The organism is Prevotella falsenii DSM 22864 = JCM 15124 (assembly GCF_000613945.1).
Lineage (GTDB): Bacteria > Bacteroidota > Bacteroidia > Bacteroidales > Bacteroidaceae > Prevotella > Prevotella falsenii.
This window is the reverse complement of sequence record NZ_BAJY01000028.1, coordinates 1-18,972: the sequence shown is the minus strand read 5'-3', so window position 1 is coordinate 18,972 and position 18,972 is coordinate 1. Positions and strand designations below refer to the sequence as shown.

At 45.2% G+C, this 18,972-nt stretch carries 11 protein-coding genes, 1 tRNA gene and 2 pseudogenes; 6 read left to right on the top strand and 8 right to left on the bottom strand.

Going from position 1 to position 18,972, the window contains the following annotated elements:
• Nucleotides 1–14: 14 nt before the first annotated feature.
• The 3 genes from mtgA to JCM15124_RS09850 form a co-directional block, all read right to left on the bottom strand.
• Nucleotides 15–695 (bottom strand): monofunctional biosynthetic peptidoglycan transglycosylase, encoded by a 681-nt coding sequence (gene mtgA, locus JCM15124_RS14040; protein ID WP_036885337.1) that lies wholly within the window; start codon nt 693–695, stop codon nt 15–17.
• 250 nt (nt 696–945) lie between these two features.
• Nucleotides 946–1,389, bottom strand: a complete 444-nt coding sequence (locus tag JCM15124_RS09855; protein ID WP_232220155.1) for a hypothetical protein — start codon at nt 1,387–1,389, stop codon at nt 946–948.
• Between the two features lie 268 nt (nt 1,390–1,657).
• Nucleotides 1,658–1,731: transfer RNA gene (locus JCM15124_RS09850), tRNA-Arg, on the bottom strand.
• Between the two features lie 523 nt (nt 1,732–2,254).
• On the opposite strand from JCM15124_RS09850, the gene JCM15124_RS09840 reads away from it, so the two are divergent.
• Both JCM15124_RS09840 and JCM15124_RS09835 read left to right on the top strand, forming a co-directional pair.
• The gene (locus JCM15124_RS09840; protein WP_036885342.1) at nt 2,255–2,683 is read left to right on the top strand and encodes a lysozyme family protein; all 429 of its coding nucleotides are present in this window, start codon (nt 2,255–2,257) and stop codon (nt 2,681–2,683) included.
• Nucleotides 2,684–2,854: 171 nt separating this feature from the next.
• Nucleotides 2,855–3,952 (top strand): metallophosphoesterase, encoded by a 1,098-nt coding sequence (locus JCM15124_RS09835; RefSeq protein ID WP_024999293.1) that lies wholly within the window; start codon nt 2,855–2,857, stop codon nt 3,950–3,952.
• Between the two features lie 736 nt (nt 3,953–4,688).
• On the opposite strand, the gene JCM15124_RS09825 is transcribed toward JCM15124_RS09835, so the two are convergent.
• From JCM15124_RS09825 to JCM15124_RS09790, 5 genes and pseudogenes are all read right to left on the bottom strand, one after another.
• Nucleotides 4,689–5,897 carry an L-serine ammonia-lyase, iron-sulfur-dependent, subunit alpha gene (locus JCM15124_RS09825; protein ID WP_024999292.1) on the bottom strand — a complete coding sequence of 403 codons (1,209 nt, stop codon included), beginning with the start codon at nt 5,895–5,897 and terminating at the stop codon, nt 4,689–4,691.
• 597 nt (nt 5,898–6,494) lie between these two features.
• The gene (gene rho / locus JCM15124_RS09810) at nt 6,495–8,534 is read right to left on the bottom strand and encodes a transcription termination factor Rho (protein WP_024999291.1); all 2,040 of its coding nucleotides are present in this window, start codon (nt 8,532–8,534) and stop codon (nt 6,495–6,497) included.
• Nucleotides 8,535–9,151: 617 nt separating this feature from the next.
• Nucleotides 9,152–10,194 (bottom strand): annotated as a pseudogene (locus JCM15124_RS14035) (DHH family phosphoesterase).
• Between the two features lie 76 nt (nt 10,195–10,270).
• Nucleotides 10,271–11,182 (bottom strand): nucleotidyltransferase family protein, encoded by a 912-nt coding sequence (locus tag JCM15124_RS09795; protein WP_024999290.1) that lies wholly within the window; start codon nt 11,180–11,182, stop codon nt 10,271–10,273.
• 499 nt (nt 11,183–11,681) lie between these two features.
• On the bottom strand, nt 11,682–13,043 hold the full coding sequence (locus tag JCM15124_RS09790; protein ID WP_024999289.1) for a dipeptidase: 1,362 nt from the start codon (nt 13,041–13,043) through the stop codon (nt 11,682–11,684).
• An 818-nt stretch (nt 13,044–13,861) separates the two neighbouring features.
• Between JCM15124_RS09790 and rpsA the strand changes: the two genes are divergently transcribed.
• The 4 genes and pseudogenes from rpsA (at nt 13,862) to glmL (ending at nt 18,959) form a co-directional block, all read left to right on the top strand.
• Complete coding sequence (gene rpsA, locus JCM15124_RS09780) at nt 13,862–15,637, top strand: 30S ribosomal protein S1 (RefSeq protein ID WP_024999288.1); 1,776 nt, start codon at nt 13,862–13,864, stop codon at nt 15,635–15,637.
• A 325-nt stretch (nt 15,638–15,962) separates the two neighbouring features.
• Nucleotides 15,963–16,891, top strand: a pseudogene (locus JCM15124_RS14030) (glucosaminidase domain-containing protein).
• A gap of 262 nt (nt 16,892–17,153) precedes the next feature.
• On the top strand, nt 17,154–17,570 hold the full coding sequence (gene glmS / locus JCM15124_RS09770; protein WP_004364137.1) for a methylaspartate mutase subunit S: 417 nt from the start codon (nt 17,154–17,156) through the stop codon (nt 17,568–17,570).
• 3 nt (nt 17,571–17,573) lie between these two features.
• Nucleotides 17,574–18,959 (top strand): methylaspartate mutase accessory protein GlmL, encoded by a 1,386-nt coding sequence (gene glmL / locus JCM15124_RS09765; RefSeq protein WP_024999287.1) that lies wholly within the window; start codon nt 17,574–17,576, stop codon nt 18,957–18,959.
• The last annotated feature ends 13 nt before the right edge of the window (nt 18,960–18,972 follow it).

Sequence of the window (18,972 nt, the reverse complement as noted above, 5' to 3'; positions counted from 1 at the left end):
CTTTCTTACTTGTTTTATGGGAATGCAGGTATGTGTTTCATCTGGGTTTCTATCTGTTTTAGACGCTTCCGCATATACGGTCCCGGCGATTTCGATGAGAACTTTCGTGGGTTGGGCAGCGTTGCAGCAATTAAGGCGCAGTCCGACCGCGTCAGGTTTTTGGCGTCTACATCGAAGTTTTTCTCTGCACAAGCCTGTACGCCATAAATGCCATCGCCCATTTCTATGGAGTTCAGATAAACTTCCATAATGCGTTCCTTGCTCCAAAACAACTCAATAAGAAAAGTAAAATAGGCTTCTAAACCTTTGCGCAGCCAAGAACGCCCCTGCCATAAGAACACGTTCTTGGCTGTTTGCTGCGAAATGGTAGAACCTCCTCGCAGTTTCTTTCCGCCGTTTATATGTTCTTTGGCGGCTTGTTCTATCGCTTTATAATCGAAGCCGTGGTGGCTGAGAAAACGCTGGTCTTCGCTCGCTATTACAGCAACGGGCATCGATTTTGGCATTTCTTCTAAAGAAATCCATTCGTGGTACAACTTTATTTTCTCACCGTTCATTATCTGCTCGAAGCAACGAGAAAACATCAGGGGCGTAAAATAAACGGGTATGAAGCGATAAGCCACCACACCTAATATTGTAGAAGCAAACAGCATTGCTGCTATCCATTTCGCAAACTTAATTACTTTCTTTACCATACTGAAGTACAAAGGTACAAAAAAGATAATACTCAGACAAAAACTTTATAATCTTTAACCCCAATCGGGCATTAGCGTCCTAATCACCGATTGAGGTTTAAACAATTGCAAACCCATAATCTATTTTATCGTTATTCATGAAAGGGAATAGTATCAAGCCCGTGGTGGTTGCAGTTTGGCACCATTCTCGTTACCCTCTTCCCTATTTCGGGTTTGTCGGTATCTCCCATAGCGGCTTACCGCCTCTTGGCTATCGTTCTGCAAGATACTGCCTTGCTTCCTCTGCGGTGAGCTGTCTCACCTGCGTATTCGCAAATTCCTTGTATTCCTCCATGCTGAAAAGTGGGCTCATTGCGTTGCAAGTCTTTCCTTTATTCTTTTTTAAATACAGCTCTAAATCCTGCTTGTCTGCAAAGATTTTGTAGGAACATCTGCCCCTTCCGTCCTTTATTTCGTAAATTCCACAGGGCTTTTTCATCGTGTAGTCTGCCGTACGCAGATACAGTCGTGCAATTTCTGCCGACCTAAATGGAAAGTTCCACCTCTGCAATCTTCGCTTGAGGTCGTATTCTATGCAGATACACCTGCCACAAGTGCCACATATATACTGCGTGTGGTGTGTCAGGCAATCTAAAGGATTAAGCAATGGCGTAATCCTACTCTCGTTCGTGTAACATTCTTCGCATATCATCATACTACTACTTGTTTATTTCCGGTAAGTACCTTCTGTTTCTTTGCAAGTATTTACACATACTTAACTGATTTCAGTGCAAATATAAGAAAAAGCAAATGTACTGCCAATAAAAGCCATTATACTTTTATCGGAAGTCCTCAACCACCTCAAAAATACAATGTTGAAACCTGCATAATCTGCCTGAAACAATAAATCAATGAGAAAGTAATTGTATTTACGAAGAACTTTTAACTAACAAATAAAGGGATACCGAAGTACCCCTTTTCTGTGACTCCGATGGGATTCAAACCCATGACCTCAGGAACCGGAATCCTGCGCTCTATTCAGCTAAGCTACGGAGCCAATAAATTGATTGCAAAGATGCAACAAGCAAGGGCAAAGAAAGTTTACTTTCAATTTGCCGAGTGTAGCTAAATCTTATGCAAAGATATTGCCAACGAGGGCAAAGAAAATTTATTTTCATTTGCTGAGTGCAGCTAAATCTTATGCAAAGATATTGCCAACGAGGGCAAAGAAAGTTTACTTTCAATTTGCCGAGTGCAGCTAAATCTTATGCAAAGATACAGCAAAGTTTGCAATTGGCAAAATTTACTTTCTACAAAATACTGCACAAAATGAATGTAAAGAATTATAATTATTGAAAAAACCAAGCGGTTTAAGGTTTTTAAACAAAGCTTATGATACAAGCGTTTGCATATGTAAATTTGTTAAGTAATACTTAATAACTTGATTATCAGGCATTATTTTCGTACCTTTGCCCCCGTTAATATGAAACCGAGGTATGTGCGCGCCGATTCTCACGCCCGTCTTACCGCTGATTTGCCTATCTTATGGCAAGTTCATAGGTTTCGGAAAATTAGATGTAATGAGAATTTTAAGAGTATTAATTGTAGGATTTTTAATGATTTTGGCAACAAGCTCTGCGAGTGCAGGGACAGCCATAGGGATTGGAAATTTTGACTGGCGACCCGTGATGGACGCTATCATGCATGTAGAAAGCAAAGGAAATGCAAAGGCTGTGAACGGACCACATGCCGGTATTTTGCAGATTTCGAAAGGTATTGTTACCGAATGTAACAGCATACTGAAGAGCAAAGGCAGCAAGAAACGTTATACGCTTGCCGACCGTTTTAGTCCGAATAAGTCGCGAGAGATGTTCGTTCTGTTTCAATCGCGCTACAATGTAGGCAACAATATCGAAAGAGCCATTCGCATGTGGCACGGTGGAATAAACTTCAGCAATAGCAAAACGCAACAGTATTATAATAAGGTAAAGAAGTTTTTAAGGATTTAATAAGGTTTTAAAAGAAAGATAAAAAAGAACTTCGATACATCGATAACTTATCTTATCGGGTGCATCGAAGTTTTTTTATTTACGGTATGCCATCGTTGTTCGGCATCAATTATTTCGGCATAATGTTTGTTTGACAAAGCAATAAAGAATAAAATAAAAAGAGTTTAAGGTATGAATTTAGTTTTTATAATAGTGTTTTTCCTTATCCTGTCAGTAGGATACGGATATGTTAGTTGGCATATATGGCAGTTGTTGCCCCTCAGTTTTGTTGGCAAATGGGTTGTAGTAGGTGTCATGCTGCTATGTGCAGTCTGCATTTTTGCCAACTTTTTCTTAGATAAAAGTCCGATGCCGGTGGCAATTACGCTGTACGAGGTGGGCAATTCGTCCATCTTTATAAGCTTATACTTGGTGATGCTTTTCCTTGTACTTGACTTCGGAAGGCTTATTCATCTTGTTCCAAAGTCTTTCCTTCATAATAGTTGGAGCGGAACAATTTCGGTTTTTGTTGTTATTTTGGGCTTGTTCATCTATGGTTATCAGAACTATTTGCATAAGGAACGTGTCGAATTGTCGTTAAATACAGGAGGACTGATGCAGCATAAGCATCGTGTCGTGATGCTGACCGACCTGCATTTGGGGTATCATAATCGCACTGACGAATTCCGGAAGTGGGTGGATAAGGTAAATGCAGAGAAGCCCGAAGCAATCCTTATTGCCGGCGACATCATCGACGGGAGCATTCGCGCACTGGCAGAACAGGGTATGGCTGCAGAATTCAACAGGTTGAAAGCACCGGTATATGCTTGTCTTGGCAACCATGAATATTACAGTGGAGAACTGCGTGCAAAGGAGTTTTACAAGGAGGCAAACATTCATTTGCTGATTGATGACCATGCGCTTATACCCTTAGAGGGTGGCGACACGCTGCTTGTGGTGGGACGAGACGACCGCACGAATATGCGCAGGTCTGGCTTGAAGAACCTTATGAAGACTGTTCCGCGCGGTTATTACACCATACTTTTAGACCATCAGCCTTATCATTTGGAGGAAGCGCAGCAGGCAGGCATCAATTTCCAGTTGTCCGGACATACGCACCACGGACAGGTTTGGCCCATCAGTTGGATTGAAGATTCTATCTACGAAAAGGCATTTGGTCCGTTGCAAAAGGGTAACACACAGTATTATGTATCGTCGGGTATCGGCATCTGGGGCGGCAAATTCAGGATTGGAACACGCTCGGAATATGTAGTTGCAGACATTTTATAAAGATATATACACAAAGAGAGTGTATCGGAATACGTCAATTCAGTATTCGGTACACTCTCTTTTTTTGTTTCTTGCAAACTGTAATCTGTACGTGAATTTGGCAGAAGAAAGCAGAACAGACAGGCATCTCGCAGATGTTTTTAAGCAAGTTCGCCAATGACGCAGTGAGCGTTTTTCGGTTTAATATTGTAAAGATAATTCTGTTAAAAAGTGATATAATCGCTTTGGCGTTGCGAAACCGTAGGTTTTGCGTTGTAAAACATACGGTTTTACCGTGCAAAACCTACGGTTTTGGAATGCCAAACAATAGGTTTTGTAATGCGTTGATAAATAAATAGTTACGTAACAGCTACGCTTGCGAAAAATATTTACGTTTTTATTGCCTTCTTTTCGTCATTTTCTCGTTCTTCGAAAGGTGCGTTTTCTCGCCATGGCAATGCCCAAATAAATTTGGCATTGCGCATTTGGCTGAACGAAAACGTTCTTTTCTCGTTCCTCGAAAGGTGCGTTTTCTCGCCATGGCAATGCTCAAGTAAATTTGGCATTGCTCATTTGGCTGAACGAAAACGTTTATGAATAACGTGAGTTCGGTGTAGGGATTTGAGTCCGAAGATACTTCATTTCTTCTTGATTATAAGTGCATTAAACCATCATCAACTCTTTCTTTAGGTAGCTTTATCAATAATATACCGGCGTAATTCTTATATCGAACTCAACGTTAGTCAGTGTTTCTGCCTTACCATTCAAAGTCGTGTGCCAAGCCGCCCTCGCTGGTTTCCTTGTAGAGCGATGGCAGGTCATGCCCTGTTTGTTTCATTACACGCACCACTTTGTCGAACGAAATGCGGTGGCGACCGTCGCTGAAGTTGGCGTAGAGTTGAGCGTCGAGTGCCCGGCAGGCTGCAAACGCATTGCGTTCTATACATGGTATTTGCACCAAACCGCACACCGGGTCGCACGTCATGCCCAAATGGTGTTCCAATCCCATTTCTGCTGCATATTCTATCTGCGAGGGTGTGCCGCCAAACAGCTGGCACGCTGCTGCCGATGCCATGGCACAAGCCACACCTACTTCGCCTTGGCAGCCCACTTCTGCACCGGAGATAGATGCGTTCTCTTTTACTACGTTGCCAAAGAGCCCTGCCGTGGCTAAAGCACGAAGTATTTTGCGTTCAGAAAACTGATGCGCCTTATATAAATGGTAGAGCACAGCCGGCATTACGCCGCACGAACCGCAGGTAGGAGCAGTTACGATAGTGCCACCCGAAGCGTTTTCTTCGCTTACCGAAAGTGCATAGGCATATACCAAACCACGGGCTTGCAGACTGCTTTTATAGTTCTGTGCCTTTATGTAATAGTTGCTCGCCTTGCGCGAAAGGTTCAGCGGACCGGGCAGAACTCCATCGTTTTCCAGTCCTTCTTCCACCGAATGGCACATTGCCACCCATACTTTGTGCAGATATTCCCATATCTGTTCGCCTTCGCAGTAGTCTACATATTCCCAAAAACCGCGTCCGTTCTTCTCGCACCACAGCTGTATTTCCTTCATTGTAGACAGCTGATAGACGGGCAACGTGTAGAACATATCGTCCTTTCCCTTACCTTCCGACAAGGCACCGCCGCCCACACTGTAGACCACCCATTCGTCGGCAACTTGCTTTTCTGCATCGAATGCCTTATAGCGCATACCGTTGGTATGGTAGGGCAGCACCGTCTTTGGCTGCCAGACTATCTCCACGGGAGCTATTTCCGACAGTATTTCGGTAATGGCTACATCGGTAAGGTGCCCTTTTCCTGTTGCTGCCAGACTGCCATAGAGCGTTACCTCGAACGCCTTTGCGTTTGGATTTCGCCGGGCAAATATCTCTGCCGCATGCGCCGGTCCCATTGTATGGCTGCTTGAGGGACCTTTTCCTATTCTAAAAATCTCTTTTAACGAGTTCATAATATCTTCTTCAGGCTTTCAAATACTATTGTGTGTTGAAGTTCAGCTTGTGCTTTCGCTTTCGGTAAATATTCAGATAGCAATGCACAATGCGCATAGGCGACTTTTTCCACGACTGCAAATATAATGATTAAATATGGATTTAAGCCACCAAAAAGTGTAAAAAACTTTATTTAATAACCTGAGTTGGGTATGGGAATGATGCTTAAAAGTTGCAGAGGAAGAGTGTTTTTGTAACTTTATATCTGATAACCAAGCGGTTATAAATAATCGTTTGCTTCTGCAGCCGATATAAATTCAATAGAAATATTCTGTACATTCGATGACTTTCTGCAAGCATTTTAGCCTATAGTTAATGAGGAACGATTTACTTGTTGTTGCCCGAGGCAGATGCTGAAAAGCAGCCTTGCCTTTGTAAAGACAATTCCGTTAAAAACCGATAACTACAATTTTACGTTGCAAAAGCGTGAGTTCGTTGCATAGAACTTATATCGGCTGCACGCCAAATACAGCTTTTATAGCGGTTTTCAGAATACAAAAAAGCCACTCCTTCACAGGAATGGCTTTCTTTAAAGTATTTATAAATAATCGATAGGTTTATCCGTTCATTGACAGTAAGAACTCGTCGTTGTCGCGTGTGCGCAACATACGGTCGTGAATAGAGTTCATTGCTTCTATTGGGTTCATATCGGCGATGTACTTGCGCAGTATCCACATACGGTCGATGGTGGTCTTGTCCTGCAACAAATCGTCGCGACGGGTGCTCGATGCAACAAGGTTTACAGATGGGAAGATGCGCTTGTTGCTGAGCGAACGGTCGAGTTGCAACTCCATATTGCCCGTTCCCTTGAACTCTTCAAAGATAACTTCGTCCATCTTCGAGCCTGTATCGATAAGCGCAGTAGCAATGATGGTGAGCGAACCGCCGCCTTCTATATTACGTGCAGCACCGAAGAAACGTTTCGGTTTCTGCAATGCGTTGGCATCTACACCACCCGTCAGCACCTTTCCCGATGCGGGCGCAACGGTATTATAGGCACGTGCAAGACGCGTAATGGAGTCGAGGAAGATAACAACATCGTGCCCACACTCTACCATTCGCTTTGCTTTTTCAAGCACAATGCCTGCTATTTTCACGTGGCGTTCGGCCGGTTCGTCGAACGTTGATGCAATAACTTCGGCGTTTACGGTGCGTGCCATGTCGGTAACTTCTTCAGGACGCTCGTCTATGAGCAGCATCATGAGGTAAGCCTCTGGGTGGTTGGCTGCTATGGCGTTGGCTATATCCTTCATCAAGATGGTTTTACCCGTCTTTGGTTGCGCCACGATGAGTGCACGCTGTCCCTTTCCGATTGGCGAGAAAAGGTCTACCACACGAGTTGAAAGATTGGTTGTGCGTGGGTCGCCGCAAAGTGTAAACTTCTCGTCGGGGAAGAGCGGAGTAAGGTGTTCAAACGATACGCGGTCGCGAACTTCCGACGGTACACGTCCGTTTATTTTATCAATGGTGGTCAGCGGGAAGTATTTCTCGCCCTCGCGTGGCGGACGCACGTGGCATTCCACTACATCTCCCGTTTTCAAACCGTTTTGCTTGATTTGGTTGGCAGGCACATAAACATCGTCGGGCGACGACAAATAGTTGTAATCGCTTGAGCGTAGGAAGCCGTAACCGTCGGGCATTACTTCGAGAACACCGTTTGCTTTGATTATATCGGTGAAGTCGTAGGCAGGCGCAGCTGCTTGTTGCATGCCCATTTCAGGATAGAACGACGGCTGGTTGGTGTCGTTTGAAATGGTCGGACGGTCGAACATATCGTATGTAGGCACTATTCCTTGGTCTTCGATGGGAATGTCTACCACTGTGATAAAGTCTGTACCGTCGCCCGGGTCGCCTGCCCAGACACCGTCCGGAGCAAAGTTTGCCGCCCCCTCGTTTTGCTCGTTGTGTGCATTTACCTTTGCTTGGAGCTGCTCAATGAGGTTGTTGGTGGCTTCGCCATCGGTTGTATTCTCAGTATCGGGTGTAAATTCGGCTTCCGGAATAATCGCTTCTGCGTTAGCTTCTGCAGGGGTTTCAGCCTCAACAGGTGCTGCTATCCGGGTTTCGATAGGAGCTTCCGGTTGCACTTCTGCAGCTGTTTCGGTCTGTTGGGGTTCTTCTGTTGCTTTCTGAGTGGTGCGCTTGCGCTTTGGTGTTTCTGCTTCCGGAACTTCGGTGGCAGCAGTAGCAACAGCTTTTTCTGTTTCTTCTTTCTTCTTGCGTCCACGCTTTTTAGGAGCTTCTTCCTCTGTTACGGGTGCAGCTTCCTCTTTCACAGCCGGCTGTTCGTCGGGCATATCCTTAAACAAACTTGGCTGTGGAACACCTTGTGGTTTATTTTTTTGCAGATCGAAGTTCTCTCCTTCCTTTCCGTGTACGGTATAAACTTTATCAGGGTCTTTCTTTGCTATCCTTGTTCGCTTGCGCTTCGCAGTGCCCAATGGGTGCGATGCGCCGGCATTCATAGCCTGCCTGTCTAATATGGCATAGATGATAGACTCTTTGTCGTCGGTTTTATTGTATTCCGCTTCAAGGTCTTTTGCGATATTCTCCAATTCGGGAATATCCTTTTCTAATAATTCTTCTTTACTGAACATAAAGTTTTATGTATGTTATATCGAAATTTTGATTTTGTGGAGGTAAAGGTTTCAGAACCGAAACCTTATATATTCAAAACGTGTGCAAAGATAGTTTTTTTATTTGGAAATAGCAAATGATTAACAAGTTTTTTTAAGATGAAAAGGCAATTACTACGTGATTTCGACATAAGAAAGCAGGTTGGATAGGCTATATCGCAGATGTTTTCCAAACAAATACTCCGGTGAAACAATGAGAGACTTTCGGTTTCACCTTGTAAAGATAATTCGTTTAAAAAGCGATAACTGCGTTTTGGCATTGCGAAAGCGGCTGTTTTGCAACGCAAAACTTACGCTTTGACCTTGTAAAACCTACGCTTTTGGAATACTAAACAATAGGTTTTGTAACACGCTGACGGATAGATGGTTAAGCGATAGCTATGTCTGCAAAAAATATTTACGTATTTATTGCCTTCTTTTCGTTCAAAGAGAACGTGAGTTGGGTGGAAGAATTTGAGAACGAAGATGCTCGGCTTCTTTCCGATTATCAGCACATTAAATCATTATCAGTTATTTCTTTAAGTATCTCAATAAATAATGTACCGGCGTAATTCTTACACCAAGCTCACGTAATTACTTTATTTCTTTCTCAATTCCTCTTGGTAAGCGAGTATCGCTTTCAGCGTTATTTGCTCGGCTTCTTCGATAGAACAGTGGAGCTTACCGCCTGAAGCGTCGGCGTGGCCACCACCATTGAAGAACCGAACTGCCATTGGCTGACAGTGAAAACCATTGCCCGACCGCAGACTAACAAGCACAAGGTTGGGGCGTTCGGTATCTTCGCGCAGCGATATGCTAAGTTTCAAACCCTTAATCTGCTGCGGTACGTTTACCACACCTTCCAAATCGCCTTTTATAAAATGGAAACGGCGCATCTCTTCTTTCGTTACCGCGAAGTAAGCGGCATGCAATTCGTTCACCACCTTCATCTTATTGGCGATGATATGCCCACGCAGACGGAGTGCATTTACCGAATAATTGTGATAGACACGGTTGTATATGTTGTCTTTGTCGATGCCTTTGGAAAGCAGTTGTCCGATAACGAAATATATTTCGGGGCGTGTAGAGTTGTAGGTAAAGCCGCCTGTGTCGGTCATCATGCCGCAATAAATGCACTGCGCACACTCTTTCGTCATGTCATCGTAACCTCCTAATTGGCTGATGATGTAGAATATCATTTCGCTTGTGCTTGACATGTCGGGCTTCGACACCGTTATGGCGTTGTTGGTTTCAGGCTCCAAGTGGTGGTCGATGAGTATTCGCTTTGCCTTGCAGCCTTCGAGAGTGGGTCGCATATCCTCCACGCGTGTGTACTGATTGAAGTCCAAGCAGCAAACAAGGTCGGCATTGTCGAACGCTTGTTGCACTTTATCGGGGTGCTTATCGTAGCGCAGTATGGTATTTGAGCCGGGCAGCCACTGCAAAAAGTCGGGATAGGCATCGGGCATACAAACCGTTACGTCGGTCTTACCTATTTGTTTCAAATAGCTTTCCACGCCAAGGAAGAGCCAATGGCATCTCCGTCGGGCGATTTATGGGCGCAAATAACGATGTGTTCCGATTGAGCGACGAGCTGCCGCAACTGTTCTGCCTCGGTGTCGCTTAATAAATTTACGTTCATTTGTTTCTGTATTGTTCTACTGTATTGGCTATTTCGATACGGAAATGTATCGAAATAGCGTAAGGCCGCTTATCGTTTAAAACAGCTTTTCGGGGTAAATGCCATCGGCTATGAGCTTCTTGATGCGTGCCACAACGCCGTCGCGGTCTTTAGGATAGGTTACGCCGAACCATGTACCGGTGGTGTCGAGCACGTCCACGGTGGCTGTATCGTCGGTTATGAGCTTATTTACCATCATCGGAATGTAGTATTCCGACTTCTTGTTTTCTATGTTCTTTGGGTCGGAAAGGAACTCGCGGAAGTAGGCATCGCTGTACTCGAAGTAGTCGGGGGTGAAGCCCCACACGTTCATCGATGTCGGTGTATTGTCCGGTACGGTCGTCCAGCTGCCGTCTTCCTCCATGTATTGCACCTTGTCGCCGTGGCGTTCAATCTTCGTGCGCTCCACGACATTGGTCAGATACCCTTGTTCGTTGGTGCTGCAAAGTCCGCGCGAAACAGTTCCGTTCTCGCTTAAGGTGTTGCCAACACGGAAACCCACCATGGCGTATTTGTTTCTTGAACCTTCGGGAAGGTCGGCAAGGAACTTGCCAATCACCATGAAAGCATCGCGACTATAGAAGTCGTCGCAGTTGATAACGCAGAAAGGCTCACGGATAACGTCCTTCGCCATAAGTACGGCGTGGTTTGTTCCCCATGGTTTTTCTCTGCCTTCGGGCACGCAAAAGCCCTCGGGCAGAGCGTCAATGCTTTGGAAAACAATCTCAGCGGGTATGTGTCCCTCGTATTTTGCGAGTATTTGCTTGCGGAATTGCTCCTCAAAATCCTTGCGAATGATGAAGATTATCTTGCCGAAACCTGCCTTTATGGCATCGTAAATAGAATAATCCATAATGGTTTCGCCGTTCGGACCGAGTCCTTCTAACTGTTTCAAGCCACCAAAACGGGTGCCCATACCTGCTGCAAGAAGTAACAATGTTGGTTTCATTTCTTTTATATGCTTAATGATTTATATTCCAAATGTTTTTTCTTTGGGACTGCAAAGGTACAAAAAAGATTGGAAAATATTATATAATAAGGTGTAGAATAAAAAATATTATTACGCCCCTGACACTGAAGAAAAAGCTGTATTGTATAGAAAGCCTAGGAAAACTAGGATTCTCTAGAAGCTCTAGCGTAGAACTCGAAAACAGCCTTCATCTTGTAAAGATAATTCCGTTAAAAAGTGATATAATCGCTTTGGCGTTCCAAAACCGTAGGTTCTATAAAGCGTTGATAGCAAGATGGTTACGCAACAGAAACGATTGCGAAAAATGTTTACGCTTTTTTCGCCTCTCACCCCTATATATAATAAGGTGTATGGGTGCAACTTTCGACTCGTCGGGCAGCAATAACAGAAAACAGAACAGCCACAAAGGCGATGCCCTTGTGGCTGTATGCTGTTTCCGGTGTGCACCGACGCCACTATCAAGCGGCAACGGCGGACTTTACAGTTTGTCGTATTCCAAGTGGAAGTTGATAACTGCTTCGATGGATTGCCAATACATATCGAGTTGTATATTCTCGTTTGGCGAGTGGATAAGGTTCGATTCCAAGCCGAAACCCATAAGCACTGTCTTAACGCCGAGTATTTCCTCGAAAGTCGCAATGATAGGAATGCTACCGCCACGGCGTGCCGCAATAGGACGCTTACCGAATGCCTTTTCGAACCCACGCTCGGCTGCCTTGTAGGCAGGGAGGTCGATTGGGCACACGTAACCTTGTCCGCCGTGCAGCGACTTGATGTTTACCTTCACGGTTTTGGGTGCTACTCGCTTGAAGTAATCTACCACCAACTGCCCTATCTTCTTATGGTCTTGGTGTGGAACAAGGCGACAAGAGAGTTTTGCGTATGCCTTTGAGGGGATTACGGTCTTAGCTCCTTCGCCCTGATAGCCGCCCCAGATGCCGCAAACGTCGAAACTTGGACGGAAGCCGGTGTGCTCTATGGTGCTGTAACCCTTCTCGCCGAAGAGCTCTTCAACGTCGAGCGACTTCTTGTAGGCTTCCTCGTCGAAAGGTATTTGCGCCACCATGGCACGCTCTTCCTTCGATACTTCTTCCACATCGTCGTAGAAGTTGGGGAACTGTATCTTGCCGTCCTTGTCGGTAACATCGGTTATCAGTTTGCAAAGCACGTTGATTGGGTTTGCCACCGCACCGCCGAAGTGTCCCGAATGCAGGTCGTGGTTAGGACCGGTAACCTCGATTTGCCAATAAGCCAAACCGCGAAGACCAACCGTGAGCGACGGTATGTCTTTGGCAATCATACTTGTATCGGAAACAAGAATAACGTCGCACTTGAGCAGTTCCTTGTGCTTTTCGCAGAATGCGCCTAGACTTGGCGAGCCTATTTCTTCTTCTCCTTCGAGTATGAACTTTATGTTGTGCTTCAGCAAATTGTTCTTAACGATATATTCAAAAGCCTTGGCTTGAATGAACGACTGCCCCTTGTCGTCGTCGGCACCGCGCGCCCACAGGCGTCCGTCTTTGACAACAGGCTCGAATGGCTCGGTTTTCCAAAGCTCGAATGGCTCGGCAGGCATCACGTCGTAGTGCCCGTAGATGAGCACCGTCTTTGCAGCAGGGTCTACAATCTTCTCGCCGTAAACCACAGGGTTGCCGTCGGTAGGCATCACTTCTGCCTTATCAACACCCGACATCAGCAGCAACTCTTTCCAACGCTCGGCACAACGTATCATGTCTGCGCCGTGCTTTTCGGGCTGCGCACTCACACTGGGTATGCGAATAAGACTGAACAGCTCTTCAAGTATTCGGTCTTGATTTTCCTTTATATACTCTTTAATCATAAATTTTGGGTTTAAAGGTTAAATGTTTCTTGCTGCAAACTTACATATTTTTAATGTGATTAACGAAAGAAAAATGCTAAATGTTATTTAATTCACCGTTTATTTTGCAGCAAACCGCCCCACAAATAGTTTCTTTTCGCCGCACCGATTTGCCGTGTGCAGCCCTGCCTTGCACCGATACAATAGTTATTCAGTTTTGTAAAGATAATTCTGAAGAAAAATGATAATTTCGATTTGGCATTGCGAAACCGTAGGTTTTGCGATGTAAAACCTACGCTTTTACCGTGCAAAACCTATGGTTTTGGAACGCGAAACAATAGGTTTTATAATACGTTGATAACAAGATAGTTACACAACAGATATTCTTATGAATAATATTTACACTTTTCTTGCCTTTTCCGCCTGATACGGACGATTTATCAGTGGCATTTTTCTCGCCATCACAAGCAGTCTATTCAATGCAAGCGCGAAAGAATAAAGGTGCAACTAATAGGTTTGTGTTTTGAAATTCCCTATTTAAAGTTTCGATAAACTTGGCATACGCTATCACCAACGAATGGGTACCGCAGAGCAAGGCAAGAGCGCAGAAAACACTCCGGGCAACCTATTGCCCATATATATAATAGGTGTGGTTTTTCTCAACAGCATCTAAAAAAATGAAAAAGAATAGAGAAAAAGAATAAAAATAATTGTCCAAACTTGCTTACATTCAGATTATTATTAGTAACTTTGCGCCCTTATAGGGGCATATTGTGCCCTTGAGAGAATTTTTCACATAAAGTCTAACTTTATTAATTAAAACATTTTTAAAAACATTTATGGCAAATTTTGAAAACGTTAATCCATTGTCAGACTTCAATTGGGACGACTTTGAAAACGGTGTAACCGTTGGTGGCGACAAGGAACAGCTGACAAAGGCTTACGACGACACCCTCAACAAGATTCAAGAACATCAGGTTGTTGAAGGTGAAGTTATCTCTATCGACAAGAAAGAAGTTGTAGTCAATATCGGCTACAAGAGCGACGGCATCATTCCGGCATCGGAATTCCGCTACAACCCGGAACTTAAAGTAGGCGACAAGGTTGAGGTTTACGTTGAAAACCAAGAGGACAAGAGCGGTCAGCTTATTCTTTCGCACAAGAAGGCACGCCTCCAGAAGAGCTGGGAAAACATTAACGAAGCTCTCGAAGCCGATGCTGTTATCCAAGGTTACATCAAGAGCCGTACCAAGGGCGGTATGATTGTTGATGTATTTGGCATCGAAGCGTTCCTTCCGGGCAGCCAGATTGACGTTCACCCAATACGCGACTACGACGTATTTGTTGGCAAAACAATGGAATTCAAGGTGGTTAAGATAAACCAAGAGTTCCGCAACGTAGTCGTTTCACACAAGGCACTCATCGAAGCAGAGCTTGAAGCACAACGCAAGGAAATTATCTCTCACCTCGAAAAAGGTCAAATCCTCGAAGGTGTTGTCAAGAACATTACTTCTTACGGCGTATTCGTTGACCTCGGCGGTGTTGATGGACTCATTCACATTACCGACCTTTCTTGGGGACGCATCAACGATCCACACGAAGTTGTTGAGCTTGACCAAAAGATTAATGTCGTTATTCTCGACTTCGACGAAGAGAAGAAACGCATTGCTCTCGGCTTGAAACAGCTCGTTCCACACCCATGGGACGCTCTCGATCCTAACCTCAAGGTGGGCGACCACGTTAAGGGCAAGGTGGTTGTAATGGCTGATTATGGCGCATTCGTTGAAATTCAACCGGGCGTAGAAGGGCTTATCCACGTTTCGGAAATGAGCTGGAGCCAGCACTTGCGCTCTGCACAGGAATTCATGAAGGCAGGCGACGAAGTAGAAGCAGTAGTGCTTACACTCGACCGCGACGAGCGCAAGATGTCTCTCGGCATCAAGCAGCTCAAGGAAGACCCATGGGAAGCTATCGAAGCAAAATACCCTGTTGGCTCTAAGCACGTAGCTAAGGTTCGCAACTTCACCAACTTCGGTATCTTCGTAGAACTTGAAGAAGGCGTAGACGGACTCATTCACATCTCTGACCTCTCATGGACCAAGAAGGTGAAACACCCATCTGAATTTACTCAGGTAGGTGCAAACATGGACGTTATCGTGCTCGAAATCGACAAGGAAAACCGTCGCTTGAGCCTCGGTCATAAGCAACTCGAGACCAATCCTTGGGATACATACGAATCAATCTACACGCCGGGCTCTACCCACATCGGTAAGATTACCGAGTCAATGGACAAGGGTGCAGTTATCACACTCAACGAAGGCGGTGAAGGTTTCGCAACTCCTAAGCACCTTGTTAAGGAAGACGGCTCACAGGCACAGCTCGGTGAGGAACTCCCATTCGTAGTTATCGAGTTCGTTAAGGACACCAAGCGCATCATTCTTTCACACTCTCGCACATTCGAAGAAGCGAAAGAAGAGCAAGCACGCCGCCAACGCAGCAATAACAAGAAGCACTCTGAACCTGCAACACAAATCAACAATGTTACCGCAGGTACATCTCTTGGCGACCTCGACGTTCTCGCCGACCTCAAGAAGAAGATGGAAGAGGGCAAGTAATTATAAGATAAATTACATCTCATCATAACAATGGGCCGGGCTTTTTTATAAAGTCCGGCTTTTTTTATTGTTCAAAGCAATTGCTATAGAGACCGTAATACAGAACTTGGATATAGCCTTGACTTTATAAAAATAAGTTCTTCGGAAAGCCAAAATTTCGATTTTGCATTGCGAAAGCGTAGGCTTTTTTTTCTTTTCATTTACGAAAAAAGTTGTCGCCATTCATTTCCTGCTGCTCCCCTTTTCATCTTTTTTAAAGCTTTTGCCTTTGGTCTTCAACATAAATACCTTATATTTGCAATTCATTCATTCTCGAACAAAGTATATGAAGCGATACATACTCATTATAATGGTGGCACTTGCAAGTATTGGTTCGGCAATAGCCGGACCCAAAATACGTTGGAACCAAGCCTACCAAAACTACTTCAACAAATACAAGAATATCGCAATCAGGGAAATGCAACGCTACGGCATACCTGCCAGCATCACACTCGCACAAGGCGTTTTGGAAAGCGGAGCCGGCAACAGCCGATTGGCTACCGTGGCGAACAACCACTTCGGCATAAAGTGCCACGACTGGACAGGACCTTCCATATCGCACGACGACGACGAACTGGGCGAATGTTTCCGCGTTTACAACAGTCCGCTCGAAAGCTACGAAGACCACTCTAAATTCCTGAGAGAGCGCAAACGATATAGCAGCCTGTTCCTGCTTTCAAAGTCGGACTACCGTGGCTGGGCACACGGACTGAAGCGTGCGGCTACGCCACCAACCCCGTCTACGCTTATAGCTTGATAGACATCATAGAGCTGTACAGGCTTTACGAATACGACAATATGGTGCTTGGCAAGGGCAACAACGATTGGAACAAGTCAAGCCAACCGCAACAGAACGGCTCGTATGCAGGTATGCGACAGTTCCGTGCTTTCAACGAAAACTGCTATCTTACGGCACATGCCGGCGAAACCTATGACAACATAGCAAGGGAAATAGGAATATCGGCTCACAAGTTAGCCAAATACAACGAGAAACCCGAAGACGCACAGCTGAACGAGGGCGAAATAGTATGGCTGAGAAAGAAGAAACGCCACGTACCCGAAAACTTTGGCAGGCAATACCATACGGTAAGAAGCAACGAAAGTCTGTACGACATTTCACAGCAGTACGGCGTACGCCTGAAGAACATGATGAAAGCGAACCGGAAAATCATGAAACGAGGCATCAAGGCAGGCGACAGAGTGGTGTTGCCATAAACGAAAAGCCATGCAGCAAATGGTTTGCAACGAAAATACAGGAGCGAAACAACATCTCGCTCCTATATTTTTTGCCAACTCCCGAATACGATAAACACCAATTGAACAGCCAAACAGAACAAGCAAGATTACTATTTATTGCAAAGTATTGTTAATTTTTGCATTTTATCGGGCAAATCTTTGTCTTTTAAAAATTAAGATTGTAAGTTTGCAAGAAATATACGAAAATATATAAAACCTAACTCAAATACATTATATTGCTATGGAAAAAAAGACTGTAGTAACCGGCGTTATCGGTGCTGATGCTCATGCCGTTGGCAACAAGATTATCGCTTTTGCGCTCGAGCAGCACAACTACAATGTGGTAAACCTCGGTGTAATGGTGGCGCAAGAAGAATATATCGCAGCTGCCATCGAAACCAACGCTGACGCTATTCTGGTATCGTCGATGTATGGTCATGGCGAAATCGACTGCCAAGGACTGCGCGAAAAGTGCGACGAAGCCGGACTGAAAGGCATTCCTATCTTCGTAGGCGGCAACCTCGTAGTAGGCAAGCAGAATTTTGAAGATGTGGAAAAACGTTTCCTCGCAATGGGTTTCACAAAGGTATATCCTCCCGGAACTGACATCGAAATCTCTATCAAAGACCTCGATAAAGTTTTGGGAAAGGAAGACTGACCTATGAAATACCTTACTGTAGACTTTGGTAGCACATACACGAAGCTGACGGCGATAGACACAGAGAAGGGCGATGTTGTGGGAACTGCGGCTGCCTTCACCACCATCGAGACCGATGTGATGGAGGGATTTAACAACGGCATGCAGCAACTCGAAGCCCAAATAGGGCACTTCGCCTACGACAGACTTCTCTGCTGCAGCAGTGCTGCGGGAGGTTTGAAGATGGTTGCACTCGGATTGGTGCCGGAACTTACCGCCAAGGCTGCAAAGATGGCAGCTTCGAGTGCAGGCGCAAAGGTGGTAAAGACCTATTCATTTGAAATCTCGCAAGCCGAACAGCAGGAGATTTACGACATCAATCCCGACTTGGTATTGCTTTGCGGCGGCACCGACGGGGGCAACAAAGACGTCATTATTGCCAATGCCAAACGACTGTGCGCCATCGACCGCGACTTCTCTATCATTGCAGCAGGCAACAAAACTGCTTCTTACGAGCTCGACGAGATATTCAAGGCATCGAACAAAAAGAAGTGTGTCATTACCGAAAACGTAATGCCGCAGTTCAATGTCATCAACATCAATCCTGCAAAACAGAAGATTAAGGAACTTTTCATCAGCCGAATTATTGAAGCAAAAGGACTTTCAAGAGTTCAGGAAATGAGTGGTTACGACATCATTCCCACACCGTTGGCAGTGCTGACAGGTTGCGAACTTCTTAGCAAAGGCTACGGACGCGATGGCGGTATGGGCGATATGATGGCAGTAGACCTCGGTGGGGCTACTACCGACATATATTCAATGGCGAAAGGAGAGCCAACCATAGCCGAAGTTATCACCAAGGGACTGCCCGAACCGTACAGCAAACGCACTGTAGAAGGCGACCTCGGCATGCGCTACAGCCTCACGGCTATGGCAGACGAGATAAACATGGAGGTGTTTGCCGATGAACTTGGAATTGAGCAAAGCAAAATTGAAAACTGGATACAGCGATGTGCCGACGCTCCGGCAACACTCCCGCAAACCGACGAAGAAGCACGCATAGAACAAGGATTGGCACGCAACGCCGTGAAGGTGGCAGTAGAACGGCACTGCGGATACTTCGAGCCGGCTTTCACACCAATGGGTCAAGTGTTCACATTGACGGGGAAAGACCTTTCCGACGTGCCTTATATAGTAGGCATCGGCGGTTCTATCAAGAACAACAGCGACCCCAAGAAAATACTTAGCGGCGCAGAAAAGAAAGCATCGCGCGACCCAATGTTTGCCAAACCCAAAGCACCGAAGTATATGCTCGACAAGAAATACATCTTCGCATCGATGGGATTGCTAAGCACATTCGAACCGCATCTGGCGTTGGCAATTATGAAAAAAGAGATTACGGAAATATAAATAATGCAATAGT

What these genes read in the sequence shown, in the direction of transcription:
- mtgA (WP_036885337.1), bottom strand. Translation starts at nt 695, where the DNA reads ATGGTAAAGAAAGTAATTAAGTTTGCGAAATGGATAGCAGCAATGCTG.
- JCM15124_RS09855 (WP_232220155.1), bottom strand. Translation starts at nt 1,389, where the DNA reads ATGATGATATGCGAAGAATGTTACACGAACGAGAGTAGGATTACGCCA.
- JCM15124_RS09840 (WP_036885342.1), top strand. Translation starts at nt 2,255, where the DNA reads ATGAGAATTTTAAGAGTATTAATTGTAGGATTTTTAATGATTTTGGCA.
- JCM15124_RS09835 (WP_024999293.1), top strand. Translation starts at nt 2,855, where the DNA reads ATGAATTTAGTTTTTATAATAGTGTTTTTCCTTATCCTGTCAGTAGGA.
- JCM15124_RS09825 (WP_024999292.1), bottom strand. Translation starts at nt 5,897, where the DNA reads ATGAACTCGTTAAAAGAGATTTTTAGAATAGGAAAAGGTCCCTCAAGC.
- rho (WP_024999291.1), bottom strand. Translation starts at nt 8,534, where the DNA reads ATGTTCAGTAAAGAAGAATTATTAGAAAAGGATATTCCCGAATTGGAG.
- JCM15124_RS09795 (WP_024999290.1), bottom strand. Translation starts at nt 11,182, where the DNA reads ATGAAACCAACATTGTTACTTCTTGCAGCAGGTATGGGCACCCGTTTT.
- JCM15124_RS09790 (WP_024999289.1), bottom strand. Translation starts at nt 13,043, where the DNA reads ATGATTAAAGAGTATATAAAGGAAAATCAAGACCGAATACTTGAAGAG.
- rpsA (WP_024999288.1), top strand. Translation starts at nt 13,862, where the DNA reads ATGGCAAATTTTGAAAACGTTAATCCATTGTCAGACTTCAATTGGGAC.
- glmS (WP_004364137.1), top strand. Translation starts at nt 17,154, where the DNA reads ATGGAAAAAAAGACTGTAGTAACCGGCGTTATCGGTGCTGATGCTCAT.
- glmL (WP_024999287.1), top strand. Translation starts at nt 17,574, where the DNA reads ATGAAATACCTTACTGTAGACTTTGGTAGCACATACACGAAGCTGACG.